At 48.8% G+C, this 16,986-nt stretch carries 16 protein-coding genes; 10 read left to right on the forward strand and 6 right to left on the reverse strand.

Features of this window, described 5'->3' with window-relative positions:
- Positions 1–55: 55 nt before the first annotated feature.
- Entirely contained in the window at positions 56–1,576 is a 1,521-nt protein-coding gene (locus tag KG631_RS17660; RefSeq protein ID WP_214000951.1) for an aldehyde dehydrogenase family protein, read from the reverse strand.
- A gap of 172 nt (positions 1,577–1,748) precedes the next feature.
- Here KG631_RS17660 and KG631_RS17665 point away from each other — a divergent pair, with 172 nt between their 5' ends.
- From KG631_RS17665 to KG631_RS17680, 4 genes are all read left to right on the forward strand, one after another.
- The gene (locus KG631_RS17665; RefSeq protein ID WP_214000952.1) at positions 1,749–2,651 is read left to right on the forward strand and encodes an AraC family transcriptional regulator; all 903 of its coding nucleotides are present in this window, start codon (positions 1,749–1,751) and stop codon (positions 2,649–2,651) included.
- 90 nt (positions 2,652–2,741) lie between these two features.
- Entirely contained in the window at positions 2,742–3,191 is a 450-nt protein-coding gene (locus KG631_RS17670) for an SRPBCC domain-containing protein (protein ID WP_214000953.1), read from the forward strand.
- Positions 3,192–3,246: 55 nt separating this feature from the next.
- Entirely contained in the window at positions 3,247–3,909 is a 663-nt protein-coding gene (gene lepB / locus KG631_RS17675) for a signal peptidase I (RefSeq protein WP_214000954.1), read from the forward strand.
- 286 nt (positions 3,910–4,195) lie between these two features.
- Positions 4,196–4,699 carry a PRC-barrel domain-containing protein gene (locus KG631_RS17680; protein WP_214000955.1) on the forward strand — a complete coding sequence of 168 codons (504 nt, stop codon included), beginning with the start codon at positions 4,196–4,198 and terminating at the stop codon, positions 4,697–4,699.
- A gap of 148 nt (positions 4,700–4,847) precedes the next feature.
- Here KG631_RS17680 and KG631_RS17685 read toward each other — a convergent pair whose 3' ends face one another.
- A complete protein-coding gene (locus KG631_RS17685) occupies positions 4,848–7,286 on the reverse strand; it encodes a catalase (protein WP_301003977.1) in 2,439 nt (812 codons plus the stop codon).
- Between the two features lie 299 nt (positions 7,287–7,585).
- On the opposite strand from KG631_RS17685, the gene KG631_RS17690 reads away from it, so the two are divergent.
- Positions 7,586–7,978, forward strand: a complete 393-nt coding sequence (locus KG631_RS17690; RefSeq protein WP_214000956.1) for a PRC-barrel domain-containing protein — start codon at positions 7,586–7,588, stop codon at positions 7,976–7,978.
- 87 nt (positions 7,979–8,065) lie between these two features.
- The gene (locus tag KG631_RS17695; RefSeq protein ID WP_214000957.1) at positions 8,066–8,215 is read left to right on the forward strand and encodes a hypothetical protein; all 150 of its coding nucleotides are present in this window, start codon (positions 8,066–8,068) and stop codon (positions 8,213–8,215) included.
- A 72-nt stretch (positions 8,216–8,287) separates the two neighbouring features.
- Here the strand turns inward: KG631_RS17695 and KG631_RS17700 are convergent, their stop codons facing one another.
- Positions 8,288–9,940 (reverse strand): tetratricopeptide repeat-containing response regulator, encoded by a 1,653-nt coding sequence (locus KG631_RS17700; protein WP_214000958.1) that lies wholly within the window; start codon positions 9,938–9,940, stop codon positions 8,288–8,290.
- Between the two features lie 226 nt (positions 9,941–10,166).
- Between KG631_RS17700 and KG631_RS17705 the strand changes: the two genes are divergently transcribed.
- Positions 10,167–10,478 (forward strand): DUF6482 family protein, encoded by a 312-nt coding sequence (locus KG631_RS17705; protein ID WP_214000959.1) that lies wholly within the window; start codon positions 10,167–10,169, stop codon positions 10,476–10,478.
- A 4-nt stretch (positions 10,479–10,482) separates the two neighbouring features.
- On the opposite strand, the gene KG631_RS17710 is transcribed toward KG631_RS17705, so the two are convergent.
- From KG631_RS17710 to wecA, 3 genes are read right to left on the reverse strand one after another with little or no spacing between them, the layout of a single operon-like run.
- Entirely contained in the window at positions 10,483–11,655 is a 1,173-nt protein-coding gene (locus KG631_RS17710; protein WP_214000960.1) for a polysaccharide pyruvyl transferase family protein, read from the reverse strand.
- Between the two features lie 11 nt (positions 11,656–11,666).
- On the reverse strand, positions 11,667–12,980 hold the full coding sequence (locus KG631_RS17715; protein ID WP_301003978.1) for a flippase: 1,314 nt from the start codon (positions 12,978–12,980) through the stop codon (positions 11,667–11,669).
- Between the two features lie 36 nt (positions 12,981–13,016).
- Complete coding sequence (wecA, locus tag KG631_RS17720; protein WP_214000961.1) at positions 13,017–14,081, reverse strand: UDP-N-acetylglucosamine--undecaprenyl-phosphate N-acetylglucosaminephosphotransferase; 1,065 nt, start codon at positions 14,079–14,081, stop codon at positions 13,017–13,019.
- A gap of 155 nt (positions 14,082–14,236) precedes the next feature.
- On the opposite strand from wecA, the gene KG631_RS17725 reads away from it, so the two are divergent.
- The 3 genes from KG631_RS17725 to KG631_RS17735 are packed head-to-tail and all read left to right on the forward strand — an operon-like array spanning position 14,237 to position 16,973.
- A complete protein-coding gene (locus KG631_RS17725) occupies positions 14,237–15,313 on the forward strand; it encodes a glycosyltransferase family 4 protein (protein WP_301003979.1) in 1,077 nt (358 codons plus the stop codon).
- A 3-nt stretch (positions 15,314–15,316) separates the two neighbouring features.
- Positions 15,317–16,057, forward strand: a complete 741-nt coding sequence (locus tag KG631_RS17730; protein WP_214000962.1) for a WecB/TagA/CpsF family glycosyltransferase — start codon at positions 15,317–15,319, stop codon at positions 16,055–16,057.
- Between the two features lie 13 nt (positions 16,058–16,070).
- Entirely contained in the window at positions 16,071–16,973 is a 903-nt protein-coding gene (locus KG631_RS17735; RefSeq protein ID WP_214000963.1) for a glycosyltransferase, read from the forward strand.
- Positions 16,974–16,986: the final 13 nt, after the last annotated feature.

The raw sequence follows: 16,986 nt of genomic DNA on the forward strand, positions 1-16,986 counted from the left end.
AAGCGGCGCGACTTCAACAGCAGCGCCATATCGTGGTTAAAAGATTTTTAACGGCTTAAAAGAACCCTAGTGGATCTTCGCTGTAGCTAACCAGTAAGTTCTTTGTTTGCTGGTAATGGTTCAGTGCCAGCTTGTGGGTTTCGCGGCCGATGCCGGATTTTTTATAGCCGCCAAAGGCGGCGTGGGCAGGGTACATGTGGTAACAGTTGGTCCAGACCCGGCCGGCTTCAATTTTCCGGCCAAAGTGATAAGCGCGGTTCATATTGCGGGTCCATACCCCGGCGCCTAAGCCAAACTCGGAACTGTTTGCCAGCTCCAGCGCTTCGGCTTCATCTTTAAAGGTCGACATTGAGATAACCGGGCCAAAAATTTCTTCCTGGAATACTCGCATGTCGTTGCTGCCTTTCAGAATGGTGGGTTGAATGTAAAAACCGCCACTTAAATCATCGCTTAACTGCTCAACTTTACCACCGGTTAGCACCGTCGCGCCTTCTTTTTTACCAATTTCAATGTAGCTTAAGATTTTCTCAAACTGAGCTTGTGACGCCTGGGCACCCACCATGGTTTCGCTATCCAGTGGGTTACCGCGCTTTATCTGTAAGGTGCGTGCCAGAATGCGCTCGATAAATTGCTCGTAAATATCTTCCTGAATAAACAGCCGTGACGGACAGGTACAGACTTCACCCTGGTTGAAATAGGCCAGCACTGCACCTTCAATTGCCTTGCTGAGAAATGCATCATCTTTATCCATCACATCGTTAAAGAAGATATTCGGGGATTTACCGCCCAGCTCTACCGTGGACGGAATAATATTGTCTGCGGCACATTTCAGAATATGCGAGCCTACCGGCGTAGAACCGGTAAAGGCAATTTTGGCAATACGTGTGCTGGTCGCCAGCGCTTCGCCTGCTTCTCGGCCAAAGCCATTCACCACATTTAGTACGCCCGCCGGTAGCAAATCGCCAATCAGCTCCATCAGCACCAGGATAGATGCCGGTGTTTGTTCTGCTGGTTTTAGTATCACGCAGTTACCTGCAGCCAGAGCGGGCGCCAGTTTCCATGCTGCCATCAAGATAGGGAAATTCCATGGAATAATCTGGCCGACCACTCCTAATGGTTCATGAAAGTGATAAGCCACCGTGGTTTCATCTATCTCGCCAATACTGCCTTCCTGGGCGCGAATGCAGCCGGCAAAATAGCGAAAATGGTCGGCCGCCAATGGAATATCAGCAGCCAGGGTTTCGCGAATGGCTTTACCGTTATCCCAGGATTCTGCGACAGCCAGCATTTCTAAGTTTTGTTCAATCCGATCGGCAATTTTCAATAAAACATTGCTTCGTGCGGTGACGGATGTCGCACCCCAGGCGGCTTTTGCCTGGTGGGCTTTATCGATTGCCAACTCTATGTCTTCTTTACCAGAGCGGGGGATTTTACAGAATACCTTGCCGTTTACCGGGCTAATGTTGTCGAAGTACTCACCTTTAACCGGTGCTAGCCATTCACCCCCAATATAATTGCCATACTGGGTTTTAAAGTTAACAAGGGCGCCTGCGGTACCTGGATTTGCATAAATCATGATGTGTCCTCTGTCCAAATTGTTGACTAAAACTGGCGGTGGGTTATTGTTTGTGTAACCGCCTTCAAACCACCTTAGCGGAGCCGGTGAATGCAGGCTTGACTTCCAGTCCGGATTTTTTGACTATTTGTCCAAATTTTGGCTGCGGTAATAAGAGGCACCAAGAGATACTATGAATACATCGGTACTCACCAGAAAACGGCAACGTCTTGATGTCCTCATTGAAAACAAAGTGAGCTTTGCCGGTGAGCACGCAGAGTTAAGTATTTACGACACCTACCAGGATGCGCAAAAAGTAGCATTGCACTCCAGTGAGTTACTGTTTTGTGGCATGATTAGCGGCAAAAAAATTATGCATGTGGCCGACAGCCAGTACCACAGTGCCTTTTTACCCAACCAATCTTTCGTGCTGGCACCGCGCCAAAAAGTGCTGATCGACTTTCCTGATGCGTCACTTAATAACCCCACCACCTGCTTAGCGATAGAGATTAGTACTGATAAAATCCGTCAGGTTGTTGATGCCCTTAATTTTCGGCAAGAAATTAGTCATGACGATTTTTTTCAGTACGTACCAAAGTTAGTCCATAGCCAACATAATGCTCAAACCCAGCAATTGCTGCAGCGGATGATCACCCTTTTTAGTGAGAACGAGCAGCACCGCGATTACCTGATCGAATTGTCGTTGAACGAGCTGATCACGCGTTTATTACAGCAACAAAGCCGCGATGTCATGCTGGCAAGTTGTCAGCAGCAAACAACAGCAACACCACTTGATAACGTATTAATTTATATCGAACAACACTTAAGCGACACGATAGAAATAAATACCTTGTGCAAAATTGCCTGCATGAGCCGCAGTAAATTTTATCAGCAGTTTAAACTGGCGTTTGGTGTGACACCCGCGGTGTGGCAGCAACAACTGCGCTTACAACAAGCCTATCGTTTATTGCAAACGGGCGAGCGGATCAGCCAGGTGTGTTATCAGTTAGGTTTTAATGACCCCAGTCACTTTAGCCGGGTGTTTAAAAATGCCTTTGGTTCTGCTCCGAAACATGTCATTAAACAACGTCATTAAGGTAACCAGTCTATATACCGGTAATGCAGTGCGGTCGATATAATTCCGGTAACATGTGCCTGGCTTCAAACTAGAGAAAGAAGGTGAACAATGCGCAAGGTTAAACAAATAAACTTCAGTATTGTGATTAATGCACCGGTAGAGTTGGTGTGGCAGCGGATGTTTGATGATGCCGGTTTTCGCGTTTGGACCTCGGCTTTTTGCGAAGGCTCATACTTTGAAGGTAAGTGGCAAAAGGGGGAGCCCATGCGGTTTTTGTCGCCTTCTGGCGATGGCATGGTGGCAACGATTGCCGAGCTGGAACCGCTGAAGTTTGTGTCGATTAAGCATCTGGGCTTTGTGGTTGCCGGCAAAGATGACTTAAGTAGCGAGCAGGTTAGCAGCTGGGCGCCAGCTTATGAAAATTACTATTTTAAAACGGTGCCGGAAGGTACGGAGATAAGAGTAGAGCAGGAAATAGCCCCGTCATATGATGAGTTTATGTCAAGTCGCTGGCCTATAGCATTGCAGAAGCTGAAGGCCTTGTGTGAACAGGTCTGAACTTGGTGACTGGCTGTTGGTCATACTGAGCGTTACGAAATCAACAAGGAAAGTTATGAGGAAACTTAAACAGCTGTGGCGCGATAATCGCGGCCTTATCGTGTTTATCAGCTTAATGTTTGTCTTCAGAAGTGCCGTGGCCGACTGGAACGATGTGCCCTCCGGTTCAATGCAACCCACTATTGAAATTGGCGACCGGATTTTAGTGAATAAAATGGCCTATGATTTGCGCCTGCCATTTAGCACCGTGTCAATGCTAAAGCTGGCCGACCCAAAGCGCGGCGATATTGTGATATTCGCTTCAGAAGCGGCCGATAACCGTCTGGTTAAACGAGTGGTTGGTATGCCGGGCGATGTGGTTGCCATGCAGCAAAATGTGCTGAGTATTAATGGCAAGCGGGTGGATTACACCGAATCGGATCCAGCAGCGGAAACAGAGGCCGGCAACGAATTGCTGTTAACAGAGCAACTGGGTGGTATCTCTCATGCCGTTAAGTTAGCCCCGGTATCAAGTGGTTTGGCTAACTTTGCACCGGTGCAGGTGCCTGAGGGCCATTATCTGGTGCTGGGCGATAACCGCGATAACAGTGCCGACTCGCGGGTCATCGGTTTTGTACCACGGCACGAGATCATTGGCCGTGCTGGGAAGGTGTTGTTCTCACTGGATTACGATAATTACTACCTGCCACGACGCGAACGCTTTTTAGCCTCCCTGTAACTATTCAGATTAGCTGACATAGCCGCGCAGCGGCTATGCTTTGCTTTCCTTCCCGGTTGTGTTTTTTAAGCGGATATCTGCTGACATTTCTCGTTGTCTTATCAAGTTAAGTGCGTCAGCGCACCGACTGGGTACGTCCATTGTTGTACAGTCAATTTTCATCCTGAATTCCAGCTCAGATGGCGATTCAGAGTCTTAGCGGTAAGAGTACCGGCAAGACGCTGTGGTGAAACGGTGATGGCGGACATCTTGCCCGACAGCCTTAGTCAATTCGACGGAGATTCATATGAAAAAGTTAAATTCTATTATTTTTTATGCATTGGTTACACCTGCAATAACCTTAGGCGCCGGCGCTGCCATAGCGCAGGATGTCAGCGTTCGGGTTACTAAAAACGACCAGAGTAACCAGCGGACAGACAAAACTGACAAAATGGATATGCATAAAGATACTGCTCACAAAAACATGCTGGATAATTCCCGGATGAAAAATCAGGACTATTTAACAGCGGTGCCAGCTAACGGTATGCACGCCAGTCATTTGTTAGGTGCAGAAGTGCAGACCAACAATGATGAGGACATCGGTGAGGTCGTCGACCTAATTGTTGACAGTAACGGCCAGATCCAAGCGGTAATTGTCAGCGTTGGTGGCTTTCTTGGCATGGGTGAGAAAGATGTTGCAGTAGGTTGGGGCCATGTAAAGCGCTCTGGCAAAGCGGACGAGCAGGAATTGCGAATTAATGTCAGCCGTGATGAATTAACATCAGCGCCGGCCTTTGAGCGACGCGATTAACTGACTCATCCCTGAGTTAGCTGAGCAATGAACAGTTGCCAGTGATCCGCTGCTAAGTCAGCCTAGCATCCCGGGCATTCTCTGCCCGGGATGCGCCTATTGCTGTCTCAACTTTTTTCAGCTCTTCCTGTGGCGGCACCAGTGCTGTTCACCCCAGCCGTGGCAAATGACGATGCGCTGCGATAGCGTTAATAAATACCGGGGCGATACCTGCAGCGTTAGTGCAGTCAGTCAGTAGCACGCCCTTATCCTCATCCTTATTGACTGCGATGCCAGCCAAATCCAGCAACTGTTTAGCGGCGCCAAGAGCGAGAATAGGTTTACCGTGCCTGAATGCATCTTTGATAAAAGCCATAGTATCGGGGTTATCTGCCAGGGCCTTTACTGCCTTGCGGCCATCGGTCAGCACCAATGCATCGAACAAAACAGAAGGGGAATTTTCCAATGACTTATTTGCCGTTATTTCTTTGCCGTTGGCACTGGTGAACAAGCCCACCCTGGGGCCGATAAAATGCACTACCGCATGGGCTTTAGTTAGTGCACCGTGCAGTGCCACTAGCGAGGCGTGGTCTGCATCATCCTCAATTAATACCGCTATTTGCCTGCTGCTGATGCCGGCTTCGCCCGGCAGGGCTGTGAGAGACAGCGGCAACGACACTATTACTTCAGGCTCTGGCGGATCAGCGAATGCTTTTGGCATGGCTTTAGGTAATTTCATACCAAGGCCTGCAGCCACTTTAGCGGCCAGCTCTTCTGAGACATTCTGTAATGATGAGACCATTCGCTGGCGTATCGCCGGCACTTCAACTTTACTGAGTTCAAACCGGAAGGCCGCGATAATATGCTGTTGTTCGACGGCGGTCTGGCTATTAAAAAATAAGGTTGCCTGCGCATAATGTTCGGCGAACTTTTCTGGCTTACCCCGCATTTTGTCAGCAGTTACCGTCTCAGGGAACGAGGTAAAGCCATTGCCTGCCGGGTTACTGGCTCCGGCCTGAAACGGGCAGCCTCCAGCCAGAGAATTAGGTTCGTAAGCCACTCTGCCGCGATTTATTGCCTGGCGGTGTATGCCATCGCGTTGGTTATTCTGAACCTGGGCCAGCGGGCTATTAATCGGGATTTCATGGAAATTAGCGCCACCGAGCCGGGTGATTTGGGTATCAACATATGAATGGATACGACCGGCGAGTAGTGGATCGTTCGAGAAATCAATACCAGGAATAATATGGGCCGTGCAAAACGCCACCTGCTCAGTTTCGGCAAAAAAATTGTCCGGGTTGCGGTTAAGCACCATTCGTCCGACGGGGATCAGGGGTACCAGCTCTTCAGGTATTAACTTGGTAGCATCGAGCACATCGAAGCTAAAGCCTTCAGCCTGCTGCTCACTGAAAATCTGCAGCCCCAGTTCCCACTCCGGGTATTCACCTGATTCGATGGCTTCCCATAAATCACGCCGGTGGAAATCGGGATCGGCACCGGATATTTTGACCGCTTCATCCCAGACCAGCGAATGAGTGCCCAGTAACGGCTTCCAGTGAAATTTACAAAACACTGACTGACCTTGCTCGTTTACCAGTCTGAACGTATGAACACCAAATCCTTGCATCATCCGGTAACTGCGGGGGATAGCCCGATCTGACATCAGCCACATTAACATATGGGTAGACTCCGGCATCAGCGAGACAAAGTCCCAGAAGGTGTCATGCGCCGAAGCCGCCTGGGGCATACCATGATGCGGCTCCGGCTTTACGGCATGCACCAGATCAGGAAATTTCATTGCATCCTGAATAAAGAACACCGGCATGTTATTGCCCACCAAGTCCCAATTGCCTTGCTCGGTGTAAAACTTTACCGCAAACCCCCGCACATCTCGGGCGGTGTCTTTGGAACCGCGCTCGCCTGCCACAGTGGAAAAACGGACAAACACGGGAGTCTTCTTACCTTTCTCCTGCAACGGCGCTGCACAGGAGTATTTGCTAAAGTCATCATACGCTTCAAAATAGCCATGAGCTGCCGAGCCCCGGGCATGAACTACCCGTTCGGGAATACGCTCATGGTCAAAATGAGTAATTTTCTCCCGCAGAATAAAATCTTCCAGTAACGAGGGGCCCCGTAAGCCCACTTTCAGGGTGTGTTGATTATCGCTAAGCCGCACTCCCTGGTTAGTGGTTAACGGTTGATCACTGGCATCCACCCGGGCCCGCTGCAGCGAGGTGATGGTTGCATTACTGCCGGGCACTGCTGCGTCTCCAGTTTTCTCATTACCGGTTTGCTCTGTGTCAGTGCTGGCTGTTAAAGCGTCAGATGTTGGTGTGACGATGGCACCGGCTGGTGGCGTCAGCGCATTCTCAAGACCATATTCGGTCGCTTTGCTGCTGTTGTACGGTGTAGCGGCGACGAAATGTTCTGCTGCGTAAGCCTGCTTGGCGACTACGTAATTTGTCATCAGCGGGTCGTTTTTTTTATCGACATTGTCTGACGTTTTATCTGAAAAAGTGGTGTTTTTTTTGTCAGTGTCTCGCGATGACGGCGTTGCCTGCGAGGGTTGATCAGTTGTTTTGCCGTCGGACAGTTTTTTTGTGGCCATATCTATGCTCCGTTGAAATAGGACGTCCGGACCTGAGAAATAACCGGACTGCTGGCTTCAATAAGATAGTGTGAGGACAGGGCAGCAATGTCTGTACGCTAACGTACGTTCAGGTATAACTTCCGGGAAAATATTTTCAGCGAATGTTAAGCAAATTGTTGCTGTTATGTTGGCTGGCGTACAGAGAAAGGTTAGTTGTTCCGCTAATCTGAAGCTTCACTCTGTAGCGAGAACAATTGATATGACCATTGATGCTTGCCACAGAACCTGGACGGAGCTTTTAGCAGGAGGGACTTTAAATGATTAATGAGACTATGCATACCAGCGGCAAAGTTAACGCAGCAGGGAACGTGCCAGCCCATGCCATGTTGTTAAGTGCCGATAGCATTACCGGTGATGACGTTTGCAATATGCAGGATGAAAAACTCGGCAAAATCCAGAATATTATGCTTGATACCGGCGAGGGTAAGATCCGTTACGCTGTGTTATCTGCAGGTGGCTTTCTGGGCATGGGCGATCGTTTGTTTGCCGTGCCGTGGAAGGCATTAAAACTGGATGCGAAAAACAAACGCTTTTTACTGGATGCCGACGCTGAGCGAATTAAAAACGCTCCCGGCTTCGACAAAGATAACTGGCCAGATATGGCAGATGCCAGCTGGAACTCAAGCGTTGAGACCTATTACGCCAGATAAAATGGCGGGTTAGTGAAACGCCAGAAAACATGTTCTACCGCTCATACTGAGCAACAGTGTTACTAAATCAAAATCAGGAGGCCTATCATGGCTAATCAAAAAGATCAAAGTGGTCGTCCGGCAATGGACGAAGAAAAGCGCCAAAGTGGTTCGGATAAAGATCAGAAAAATCAACAAAAGCCTGATCAGCAAAAACCCGGAACCGCGCCTGGTCAGAACAAGAAACCTGGCCAGTAACAAGGTTAGAAACCTGTAACTAAAGGACCCGGCAGCAATGCCGGGTTTTTTACTGCTTACTGCTCGTGGTAGCTAACTGTTTGCTTTGGGTCTGCGGCTGCGAACTTTCAGTTGCGGATATTGCTCGCATAGTAAGGCGGTATAGTGTTGAAATTTTACCTGGTTGGATTTTTCCAGCACACAGGCTTTAAGTAACTTAATCGCTTGCTTACAGTAGCGCAGATATTTTACCGGTAGTTGGCCACACTTGCTGGCCGTTTGCAGAATATTCAGGGCGATAATAGTATTGGTAGGCATATGGTCAAAGGTTTCACAGAACAGGCTGACCGCCTGAATATAAAAACCATTTTCGTAAGCATCAGCGGCTTCCCCGCTAATTTGCTTAATGGTAGCTTTTAATTCCTCATGCCTGATTTTTTCCATCTTCAGCATAATTTTCTGGGTTTCGGTCAGATAATCATCATTAACCAAATAGCCAGCCAATTTATCAATGTAAAACTGACTGCTGTGAATATCTCCCAGCTCGAAATAAGCTTTGGCAGCATCCATGCAACTGTCGATGGTCATTTTTTCTGCTTTGTCAGCAACACCGTTGTCCAGCAGCGGTTGACGGGCCTCAATTAATTGGCCCTTTGCGGCCAGGATCCGGCTGCGAACTACATTAATGGCTTTTTGCCAACTCGCATTGGCAAAGCGTTTCTCAACCCCATCCAGCAGCTGACTGGCGTTTTGTAAAATAACGGTGCGCTCCAGCGGATTTTTACTGTATGCCACATCGATTAAACTGCGGGCGTGGTTCAGGTAGTTTTCTGCAGACTCCTCAACAGAATAGCGGGCGGCAGCCACCAGTTTGCCATTAATTCGGGCTGCTGCTTCTTTATCGCCGATAATAACATTGAGGTTACTGAGTGTGCGTTGCCGTTTGATATTTTGAGGTGATAACAGTACTGCCTGATACAGGGTTTGCTGGGCTGCTTCATAGCGGCCATATTTAACCATCAGATGTGACAGCCAGTCCAGCGCTTCAACCTTGGTTATGTCAAACTGGGTTAAATCAGCCAGTTGCAATTCGGTATCATCCCAGCGTTCCAGATAAAATGCAGCGATAGCCGCGCCAAGCCGGGCCCAGGGCAGGGCTTTGTCTGTTAGTACACTTTTATAAAAGCGTTCGGCCTGCTGATACTGGCCGGTTTTTAGCAATAATTCACCTTTAATCCGCAAGGCCGGCAAAGCGAACTCGGGTTTATTCACGATCACGCTTTCGCATTCTTTTATGGCATCAGCGAAATTATCTTCAAACAAATTTAAGTATACTTTTCTCAGGGCAATTTTTTGTTTTACCGCCCGGATTAAGCGCTCATTTAGAATAGGAAAGGTAAAGGGTTTTAAAATGTAATCATCGGGTTGTAATTCAATAACGCCATGCACCAGCTGGCGTTGGCTTTCTGCGCTGATAATAATAAAGCAGCATAGTGGCGGCATTAGCGCTTGCTGTTTTAATGTTTCAAACAACTGATAACCATCTTTGCCATCTCCCAGGTTAAAGTCGCAAAGAATAAAATCATAAGGAATGTCATGACAGCGAGTCAGCGCATCATTGGCATCGCGGCTTAAGTGAATGGCCTCAAAACCCATTTGTTGCAACATACCTTTGACTGACGCCCGCACCGGCGCACTGTCTTCAACAACAAGAACCTGCTTACATCGAAAAAAACTGGCATCCATGGCAGTACTCAGCGGCGACGATTTATCGCAAAAGGCGAACAATATTGCTGATAGTAGCGTTATTTTAAGGGGCAGGTAAAGTAATGAATGTCACAAAGACCTCGCGATTCCAGACGGCAGATAGCCACTAAAGCTGGAAAAAAATAATCTGTTATTTGTTCTGCTCCGTACCAGAAATGGTTGAAGTTTATCAGGTATTAATAACAACAAATAACGGAGCCTTACCATGCATTATCATCGCGTAGCCCATTTAAACCGGCAGGAAGTGCGGATTGATGAAATCACTATCCACTCCTTTGAGATGGGTGTGTATCTGGTTGAAGTGGTATTTGACAGTCGCAAAGGATTCATCGTTGATGACAATAACCGGCCCCAGCAATTTCACAGTGTTGAGGAAGTTAAGCTGGCGCTGACCGAGTGTGTTGTTCGTCAGGCGTTTATGGTACACCAGTCTGCCTATGATGAGATGTGTGGTGGGCCTGAAAAAGTGGACAACACCCTACGTATCGCTGTCCACTTTGGCCGCAGCAGCGCCTGACGTCTTAACCAGTTTGCGCTGTGGTCAAATGCTGCTGTAATAGCTGCCACATTTGGTTGTTGCGTTGTTTTAACTGAGCCGCACGTTCAGCCAGCTGTGGCAGAAGTTCAGCTTTGCTGGCAAGTAACAGATCAATGTTCAGACACAAACTGTCAGCAGTAAGCTCTTCAACACAGAAGTCGGCCATGCCAAAATCACTCATCATGGCGTGGTACTTATGGCTCCAGCTGGTGGCAATACAAGGGACGCCCTGGCTTAACGCATTTACTGCACCATGAAAACGTGAGCTGATAACCAGTTCAGCACCACCGATAAAGGCTTTCACGGCAAGCGGATCCTCTATCTGGACTAGACCGCAGGGCGATAATTTGGCAATTTCAGCACAAAGTTCTGCATCTTCCCGTCCTTCATGATTCACCAGCACAACCTGATAACCCAAAACAGTGAGCTTGTCTGCCGCTGCAGCGAAAGCTGCAACGTAACTTGCCCGCATCGCTTCGGCGTCAGCGTGGTTGTATTTTGATACGACCTTGGAATTTGGAATAAGGGCAGCGTAGGGTTTGGCCACGTCAGGAACTTCATGATTGGCCTGAGGGGTTAAGCCGACAGTAAAGTCGGGCGTCAGGACCACATTGGCAGGTAATGGGCTGATACAGCTTTGCAAATGGCTTAGTGATACCGGGTCCCGCACAAAAATCAGTCTGGCATGCTGAATAATATCCCGCATAGCGGTTTTACTTTGCTCGCTGGCAAAAGGACCAAATGCTTGCGGCATAAAGATAAAGGGTTTGCCGGCGGCGTTGAAGCGTTTGACTTCTTTGGCCGTATTTTGCAAAAACTGCAGCGGCCACTGGTCACCATAGGCAAAACCGCTGGCTTCTAACACAATGTCGACATCGCGCTCTGTTACCATACCGTACCGCTTAAACAACCGTTGTATAACGCCAGGTAACTTGCCAATTAATCCCGTCAAATCGAAGCCTTTGCGCCGGAACGCCAGTTTTTGCCAGGCGCCAAGCCGGGCCCGTTCCGGATACGGCAAATTTGGCCCAGGTGATAACACTAACTGATAGTCTGGCAGGTTTTTTAAACCATCCAGGCAGGCCAGTAACATCAGATAGGCCCCTTTATTGCGGAATTGGACACCTTTAATTTCAACCAACAGTGGCTTGCTCATATAAAACCCTTTCAGTGATGGCCAGTTTTACGCACAGTGATAAGCTGCCAAAGCTGGGCGCGGGTACTGGCGAAAATGAATAAAAAGAAAAAAGAGGCGAACGCATAAGAAACCAGGGTTGCCCAGGCAGCGCCAACGATACCCATGGTGGGGATAAGCCAGAAATTGAGCCCGATGTTTAGCACGGCACCAAGCCCATGACTAAGCAGCGACAACGGCTCCTGTTCGGTAATGACCAGATGCTGGCTGATTAAATATCGGACAAAAATAAAACAACCCGCCCAGATATGAATCCGCAACACTTCGATAGCTGCAGTGAAATCGTCTCCAAATAATAAGCTGATTAACCAGGGGGCCGCGAGGGTCATCAGTAAGGCGATGCTGAACGCCGCGCTGAAAAATAGCAGGGCAAAACGGCGCAATTTTAAGTAATAGGGTGTTAAGCCCTGTTGATAAGCTTTAAGCATATCGGGGTAGTAGCGGGTGGCGAGAGTCGCCGGAAACACATACCAAAGCTCTGACAGCCTGCTGGCCGCCGCATAGATACCGGCTTGCTCGGTACCAGCCATCGCCCCCAGCATGACAATGTCAACTTTCAGATAAACTACTGCAACAATGCCAGACAGCCAAAGCCAGCTGGAGCGTTTTAGCAGCGGTGTGATCTGAGCCGCATCAAACCAGCGGGGATGGTAGGGTGGCCAGGGCGCTTCACCCGGCGTATAGGGTTGCTGTTTATAGCGGTACAGCAGATATTGTGCCGCCCCGACCAGCATAAACTCGATGCCGGTCATCAATAATAAACTGGCAATACCAAAACCGCTGTACAATAACGCCAGTTTGGCGCCGAAGCTGCACAGCGTTATAGTGGTTTTCAGGTAAGCGGTGCTGCGAAACGTGCCCTGATAATTTAAGTAAAACTCGAACAGCAGTAAGCCAAAAAAGCTTTGTAGTAAAAACAATACCGGAATGGCAATCGCGGTATTGCCGCTGAACATGTCAGGGTACAGCAGATAAAACCCCAGCAGCATCAGGCTGCCACCCAGTAAACCCAGCGCCAGCCGAAGGGTTACTGCGCTGTACAACAAGGTCATTGCTTGCTGGCCATTTGGCTGCTGCACCATACGCCGGATCACATTGTTATTCAGTCCCATACTGGTTAGCGGCACTAAAAACGCACTCCAGGCCATCACGATGGAATAAATACCCAGCTCACTGGCACCCAGCACCCGGGCTACAAAAATTGTTAATATTGCGGCTGCCAGCAGCTTAACCAGCCGGTCTCCGAGCATGGCGGTTGCCCTGGCGAGCAGGATTTTTTTTAGCATAATGAGCTCACTGCGGCAGGTATTGTGGAAATCACGTTAGCGCCTTTTGGCAAAGTTGTGGCGAATAGCAGAAATAATTCGCCAGATATTCTGCAGCAGGCCGATATAAAGCGCAAATATCAGCAGAAACAGCAGCAGCATGGCAACTTCCGGCACCAGTAAATACTCGCCAATTATGCCGATACAGGCGAAAATCCAGGCTAAAGCTGTAATTAAAATAAGTGATTCGCGGGAGTTAAGCCCCAGCCGCAGGGAAATATGATGCAGATGTTCGCGATCGGCCTGAAATGGCGACTGACCTTTTAAAATACGCCGCAACATAATCGCCACCATGTCCATTAACGGAATAGCGATTAACCATAGGGCGGTAACAGGGCGGAAACTGGCTGTTTCACTTTGGGTACTGATTAACAGCAGCCAGATCACGGATAAACCAATTAGCATGCTGCCGGCATCACCCATAAAGATTTTTTTATCTTTCAGCCAACCCAGATTAAATGCCAGATAGGGCAGCAGCGCGGCTATAAATACCAACGGTAATAAGGCTTGTGCGGCCTGCCCCCACAGCAACATAAACACCGCGATACTGCCAAAACTGACCATGCTGAGTAAGCCTGCCAGGCCATCAATACCATCGGTCATATTAAAGGCGTTAATCGCGGCAATGACGGCAATTAAGGTGAAAGGAACACCGAATACACCCAGTTCAACGGTACCAAATCCAAAAATATTACCCAGATTACTAATGTGTAAATCGAGGCTGTAGATCATCGCCAGACCTATAACTAACTGAACAGCCAGCCGCAGTTTTACACTTAAATCCAGAGCATCATCAAAGGCGCCCAGCACGACAATGACTGCGGCACAGGCCAGATAGTAGCCGAGCATAGGGTCCGCTGAGATATAATTTGCCAGTACCAGTAATAACGTCAGGTAAATGGCCAGGCCGCCGATCAGCGGCACGGCCCCCGTATGCTGTTTACGGCCTTTAGGCAGGTCCAGCAAGCCAAATTTCGGTGCCAATGGACGTAAAATCAGGATAGCCAGCAAGCTGGTAACTATTGCCAGCATGACAGTATAAATTGATTCAGGTATCGGCATGTTTATTCCGTATCTGGGTTATTCAGCCTGACGTCAGCTGTTATCGGTTTATAATCTGACGTGTTACAAACTTAACTGGTTAGTTGTAGCTAATTAGCTATAAACTAAGTGTTTTTAACAGCCATTGCGCTTATTGTAGTCAGGAACACTGGCTTTTGGACAGCAAAACCTTGAATAGTAAACCCAGCATATTAATTATTACCAATATGGGCCCGAAACCGACGGCACCCTTTCAGGGGCTGTTCGTTCGCCAGCAGGTCGATGCATTGGCCAGTCTTCAGCCTGGTTACCATTTTATGCGTTGGCATACTGACTCAAGGCTGAACCGGCTACTAAAATATCCGGTCTTTTTCGCTGACTTTGTCTGGCGCTTCCTGTTAAATCGGCGTAAATACATGATCTTGCATGTCCATTTCTTCTACCCGACCATCTGGCTGGCCCTGCTATACAAGGCACTGCGTAACCCTTCAGCGAAAATTATCGTTACCTGCCATGGCAGCGATATATATAAATATCAACCGCCCGGTTTCTGGTATCGTTGGTGTGCCAGTAAGGTGCAGCACTGGATTTTCACCAGTAGCGCCCTGAAAAACCGCTTTGCTGTGCCATGTTCGCAATATACGGTGCTGTCGGCCGGTATTGCCGATAGCTTTGCAAGTTCAGAGCAGCTTGATTTCGGTAGTAAGAAAATAGACTTACTCTATGTTGGCAGTCTGGATCATAACAAAGGCGTTGACCGTTTAATTGCATTACTCCCTTATTTAAAAGGGAAGAGGGTAGTCATCGCCGGCACCGGGCCTATGCGCAAACAGCTAACAGAGGCCGCCGCGCCATACCCTGCTGTTTCGCTCCTGGGCCCGCAGAGCGCCAGCGAGCTGGCAGAATTGTACCAGCAGGCCCGGTGTTTTATCAGCTTGTCACGCAACGAGTCATTTGGCTTGGTGATGGCAGAAGCAATGGCTTGCTTTACTCCGGTTGTTGCTACCTTTACCGACGGCGCATCAGCCCAGATAAAAGACAATGAGAATGGCTTTTTGCTGGCGCAGAACAGCGAACAGACACCCCTTAATGAACAGCATCTGCTTGCTGAATTACAAAACGCCTTAACCAAGGTGTGGCAGATGCCCCCGGAGCGTTACCGGCAAATGCAGTTGGCAGCCAGAGCCGGGGCTGAGCAATGTTTAGTCAGTGACGTTGCCGCTAAACTTATTGGTCTTTATCAGGAAATATGATTTATGTCAGACGCTTTGCAAACCACGATGCCAGAGCAGGTAAAAGTTGGTGTAATACAGGTGGCCGCATTTAAAGATATGGCGGCTTTGCTGCAGTATATTGTGCCCTCAGAAGGTCCGGTGTTTGCTGGCTCGGCCATTGCCATTAATCCTGAAAAAGTGCTGACCGCCAGTCGCAATCCACAGTTGCGTCAGGTTATTGAAGCTGCCGACATTCGCTATGCTGATGGTATAGGAGTGGTGAAAGCCATGCGCCGACGCTTGGGGCGTCATGTTGAACGGATCCCGGGTTGCGAGCTTTGGCAGGAATTGATGCTGCGCGCTGCCCACTATCAGGTACCGGTCTTTATTATCGGGGCCAAACCAGAGGTGTTGGCGCAAACCCGTGATAAGCTGATGGCGGCAGGAACCAGGTTGGTGGGGGCGGTAGACGGTTACTTTAACGACGAGGCGGCATTAATTACCCAGCTGCAACGGACTAAACCGCGAATTGTCAGCGTTGCCATGGGCTCGCCCAGACAAGAATTGTTAATTCAGCGGTTACGCAAAGCCCACCCTGATTGTTTTTATATGGGAGTAGGGGGCACTTATGATGTTTATACTGGCAATGTGAAACGCGCACCGGCGCTGTGGTGTAAACTGAATCTGGAATGGGCATACCGGCTGGTGTTGCAGCCAAGCCGGATTGGCCGCCAGCTTGGTTTAATGCGCTATTTATGGTGGTACTGGACTGGCAAAGTGTAACAGGATGACAAGCATGAATTCACAACAAAACTGGCCGTTAATCAGTGTGTATATGCCAACGTTTAACCGGGTGGCGATGGCAACCCGGGCCATTGATTCAGTGCTGGCGCAGGATTACCCCAACTTTGAAGTACTGGTAGTTGACGACTCGTCAACTGATGATACCTGGCCCAGCCTGACCAACAAATACATTAATGATGAACGGGTGCGTTTTTTCCGTCAACCTGAAGGTAAAGGCGCTTGTGCTGCCCGCAACCGGGCTATTAACGAAGCAAAAGGTGAGTTTGTTACCGGTATTGATGATGATGATGAATTTCTGCCCCATCGCCTGAGCAGTTTATATAAAGCCTATGACGCTCAATACAGTTGTGTCTGTTCCGGCTATATCTGGGATTATGGCAGCGTCCAGAAAATCTTATTCGCCAAAGATGAAGTGGTGACGCTTAGCAGCTTACTTGATTTGCATACGTTGTCTAACCAGGCACTGGTTAAGCGTGAGCGGATGCAGCAACTAAACGGTTTTGATGAAGGACTGGCCGCTTTTCAGGATTATGACATGTGGGTGCGGGTAGTAGCCACTTTCGGGCCTGCCCGGCGGATCAGTGATGCCAGTTATAAGGTGAATGTGGGCCATGAGCTGGGTAGGATCACCAATTCGCCAAAACGGCTGGATGCGCATAAGCAGTTCGTTGCCAAGCATCGTCCGCTGATGAGTGAACGCAACTTGCAGAACCAGATGTTCTACCGGTTGATGATGGAAAAGCGGCCGCTGGGGTTGTTTGAGCTACTGCACCAATGCCGCTTTGGCTTACAGAAATTAAAGTGGCGCTATTATCTGAAACAAAAACTGGCCTGGTTAAGCAATATGCGGATCCGACTGTTCAGTAAAGGCCTGGCGGGGTTATTTAAAAAATAATGGGCTCAGCGTT

Source organism: Arsukibacterium sp. (genome assembly GCF_018402695.1).
GTDB lineage: Bacteria > Pseudomonadota > Gammaproteobacteria > Enterobacterales > Alteromonadaceae > Alishewanella.

Excerpts from the sequence above, each read along its gene's own strand:
- KG631_RS17660 (WP_214000951.1), bottom strand. The coding sequence starts at position 1,576 with ATGATTTATGCAAATCCAGGTACCGCAGGCGCCCTTGTTAACTTTAAA.
- KG631_RS17665 (WP_214000952.1), top strand. The coding sequence starts at position 1,749 with ATGAATACATCGGTACTCACCAGAAAACGGCAACGTCTTGATGTCCTC.
- KG631_RS17670 (WP_214000953.1), top strand. The coding sequence starts at position 2,742 with ATGCGCAAGGTTAAACAAATAAACTTCAGTATTGTGATTAATGCACCG.
- lepB (WP_214000954.1), top strand. The coding sequence starts at position 3,247 with ATGAGGAAACTTAAACAGCTGTGGCGCGATAATCGCGGCCTTATCGTG.
- KG631_RS17680 (WP_214000955.1), top strand. The coding sequence starts at position 4,196 with ATGAAAAAGTTAAATTCTATTATTTTTTATGCATTGGTTACACCTGCA.
- KG631_RS17685 (WP_301003977.1), bottom strand. The coding sequence starts at position 7,286 with ATGGCCACAAAAAAACTGTCCGACGGCAAAACAACTGATCAACCCTCG.
- KG631_RS17690 (WP_214000956.1), top strand. The coding sequence starts at position 7,586 with ATGATTAATGAGACTATGCATACCAGCGGCAAAGTTAACGCAGCAGGG.
- KG631_RS17695 (WP_214000957.1), top strand. The coding sequence starts at position 8,066 with ATGGCTAATCAAAAAGATCAAAGTGGTCGTCCGGCAATGGACGAAGAA.
- KG631_RS17700 (WP_214000958.1), bottom strand. The coding sequence starts at position 9,940 with ATGGATGCCAGTTTTTTTCGATGTAAGCAGGTTCTTGTTGTTGAAGAC.
- KG631_RS17705 (WP_214000959.1), top strand. The coding sequence starts at position 10,167 with ATGCATTATCATCGCGTAGCCCATTTAAACCGGCAGGAAGTGCGGATT.
- KG631_RS17710 (WP_214000960.1), bottom strand. The coding sequence starts at position 11,655 with ATGAGCAAGCCACTGTTGGTTGAAATTAAAGGTGTCCAATTCCGCAAT.
- KG631_RS17715 (WP_301003978.1), bottom strand. The coding sequence starts at position 12,980 with ATGCTAAAAAAAATCCTGCTCGCCAGGGCAACCGCCATGCTCGGAGAC.
- wecA (WP_214000961.1), bottom strand. The coding sequence starts at position 14,081 with ATGCCGATACCTGAATCAATTTATACTGTCATGCTGGCAATAGTTACC.
- KG631_RS17730 (WP_214000962.1), top strand. The coding sequence starts at position 15,317 with ATGTCAGACGCTTTGCAAACCACGATGCCAGAGCAGGTAAAAGTTGGT.
- KG631_RS17735 (WP_214000963.1), top strand. The coding sequence starts at position 16,071 with ATGAATTCACAACAAAACTGGCCGTTAATCAGTGTGTATATGCCAACG.